Raw genomic sequence first — 2,861 nt, 5'->3', positions numbered from 1 at the left:
CTGGGGTATCCATGATGGTAGACCTCAAGGTGATGGCCTACTTCAAGATTAGCCGTTCAACACGTAATTGGGACAGCGCCAAAAGAAAACCCCGCCAGGTGGCGGGGTGTCGGGAACTATCGGAGGGTCAGCGCAGCAGGTCGCCTTGGCTGGCCTGCTCGATGCCGGCGGCCAGCTTGTAGGGGTTGAACCGGATCACCTCCTCCCCTGCCCAGTCATTGAGCGCCAGCAGGCTGGCCTTGATGCTGTCGATCTCGTTGATGTCGAACACCTGGGCGGCCTTGGCCACATCGCCAAACCCGCCGGTGCTGTTCGGCATCACCCCCATCAGCTGGGGCGGTACCCGGTGGGTGGCCAGCTGGTCATCCCGGCTCACGTTCTTGATGCTGAGGAAGTCATCCTTGGCAGCCACCTCCGCCACCGGGATCAGTTTCACCCCGTCCTTGCTGCCGTTCGGGGTGTAGAGCAAGAGGTTGCGGAAGTTGCCGGGCCCCTTGCTCTGGCGCAGCGCCTCACGCAGGGCTGCAATGTCGCCCTCGTTCTGCACCGCGTCGGTGATGTGCATGATGAACCCGGCGTGGGGGCCGTTCTCATAATACTTGCGGCGAAACAGGGTGGCCGACTCGTTGAGCAGGGTGGAATTGAGCCCGCCGACATAGTCGGGGATGCCGTAGATCTCCTGGTTGATGTCGCTCTCCATCACATGGCCCACCCGCCCGGCCGGCAGAGCCTGCTCCTGCCCAGGCTGGGCAATCCACCAATAGGTGTCCAAGTCCAGAGCGCGCCGGGTGTATTTGGCCCGCAGGTGGTCATAACGCAGCACCCCGCCGAGCCGGTTCTGCACCGCCTGCAGATAGCCGTTGCCGAAGATCAGATAGTCCAGCGCCAGCCCGGTGAAGGCGGACAGGCTAAGTTTCGGATGCGGGATGAAGCAGGAACGCAGAATGTTGCGCTTAACCTGGATGGCAGAGGCGTGATGCACCCCGGCCCGGTAGACCCGCGACAGGCCATTGAGCGAGAGCGGAGGTTCATACCAGCGCCCGTTGTGCATGGCCTCCAGGTAGTCGAACACCTCCCGCAGACTGAGCACGGGAACCGGCTCGCCGAAGGTGAACGCCTCAATGGTCTGGCTGGTTGCGGATTGGGTCGCCGTCACCGGCGAGGTATGGCGCTGCTGGCGGCGCTTTTTCATGCGAAAATCTCCATCATGCTGGTATTGGCACCGGTGGCACCTGCCAGCGGTTCGTGTAACAGGGCCTGCATCGTTGCCCAGGCAATATCGGCGTGGCTGGTTTCCTCTGACCTGCTGGCCTCAAAGGTCGGCATCTTGCCGCCAGCAGTCACTGCGCGGCGGATGCTCATAAAGGCCTGCGCGAGGTCAGTCATGCCGCAGTCAAACTCCAACCGGCCCTTGTTCATCACATCCTGGGCCTTCATCACCATCTGAATTTTCACACTCGGGTTGTACTGGATAGGGGTAACTGCCGGGTAGAACTGCTTCACCAGCTGATAAACCCCCTCCCCGATCCCGGTCGTGTCGATGCCGATATAACCCACGTTGTAGCGCTCGCACATGGCCTTGATGACCCGCGCCTGGGCGTCGAAGTCCATCCCGCTCCAGCGGTGGCGCTCGAGCACCCGAAACTTGCCGCCAGGTACCGCCGGCGGAGCCGGCACTATCGCCCTGCCCGCCCTTGGCCGGGTCATAGCCGATCCACACCGAGCGATGACCGAGCGGGCGCATCGCGTGGGGCTTGTAGTCCTCCCACACCTCCCACACCTCCCAGCTGTCGACCATGCAGCGCTGCAGCATGGCGAGCGGGAATTCGCTGTCAGTGTCATCAGCAAACTGACACATCAGCAGCTGGTTATAGTCATCAGGGGAGTAACGGCGCCGCAACCGGTCCAAGTCGAACAGGTCGCACCCACCACGCACGGCATCCTCAACCGTGACGATCTGCCGCCACTGGCCATCACCGCACAACCTCCCGCCATGCAAGGCCGCATGCTCAACGTCAAACTTGATGTGCTCGTTCTTCGGGCGCCCCTTGTTGAACATCGCACCAGACCAGAACGGATAGGCATCATGTGACAGGCTTGATGGGGTCGAGAAATAGGTCAGCCGCCAAAACTTCTGCATCGCCATGCCGCTGGATACCTTGTAGAGCTCCTGAAACTTGGGGATCCAAAAATACTCATCGATGTAGAGATTGCCGTGATAACTCTGGGCGGTGCGGGAGTTGGTGCCGAGGAAGTAGATAATGGCTCCATTACCGAGCGTAATGGGATCCCCCTTGAGCTCAACACCGACCTCCTGCGCGAAAGCCAGAATGTACTGCTTGAACTGATGGGCCTGCGCCTTGCTGGCTGACAAGAAAATCTGATTGCGGCCAGTGGTCAGCGCATCAATCAGCGCCTCCCGCGCAAAGTAGAACGTGGCCCCGATCTGGCGGCTCTTGAGCAGGTTGCGCTCTGTGTGCTGCAGGCCGGCCTGATACCACACTTTCTGATAGCCAAACATATTGCCGTGGAACAGCTCGCCAAGCTTCTCGAGTGAGCCTCATCAAAATTGTTGCGCACCGGCGCCTTCTTCGGCCCCTTGTTGCGGTTCGCCACCTTCGGGTTGAGGTCGGCCTCGTTGCCGCCGTTGCTATACCGGTTGACCCGGGCGATCCGCTCCAGCTGGCGACCCAGCAGGTCAATCTCCTTGAAGTCGCCGCCGGTCTTCACCTCTTTGGCGATCAGCTGACACATCCGCGATTCAATGGCTGACGGATCCGGGGCAAACGCATGAATGCTTATTTTTCATCCACTTCGTTAAAGCCACTCAGGAGCACTTGCTCCAGATAGCTGCTGTTCAT

General features: G+C 60.5%; 1 protein-coding gene and 1 pseudogene. Both read right to left on the bottom strand.

Annotation, left to right across the window (positions count from 1 at the left end; genetic code table 11):
- Positions 1 to 127: 127 nt before the first annotated feature.
- Positions 128 to 1,192, bottom strand: a complete 1,065-nt coding sequence (locus BSP75_RS12140) for a phage portal protein (RefSeq protein WP_075113355.1) — start codon at positions 1,190 to 1,192, stop codon at positions 128 to 130.
- Positions 1,189 to 2,760: pseudogene (locus tag BSP75_RS12135) on the bottom strand (terminase family protein); the annotation flags it as partial. The gene BSP75_RS12140 and the pseudogene BSP75_RS12135, both read right to left, overlap by 4 nt.
- Between the last annotated feature and the right edge of the window lie 101 nt (positions 2,761 to 2,861).

The sequence above is a fragment of the Aeromonas sp. YN13HZO-058 genome (assembly GCF_001921245.1).
GTDB lineage: Bacteria > Pseudomonadota > Gammaproteobacteria > Enterobacterales > Aeromonadaceae > Aeromonas > Aeromonas allosaccharophila.
This window is presented reverse-complemented; position numbering and strand designations above follow the sequence as displayed.

Bases quoted from the DNA above. Each gene is read 5' to 3' on its own strand.
- BSP75_RS12140 (WP_075113355.1), bottom strand. From the start codon at position 1,192: ATGAAAAAGCGCCGCCAGCAGCGCCATACCTCGCCGGTGACGGCGACC.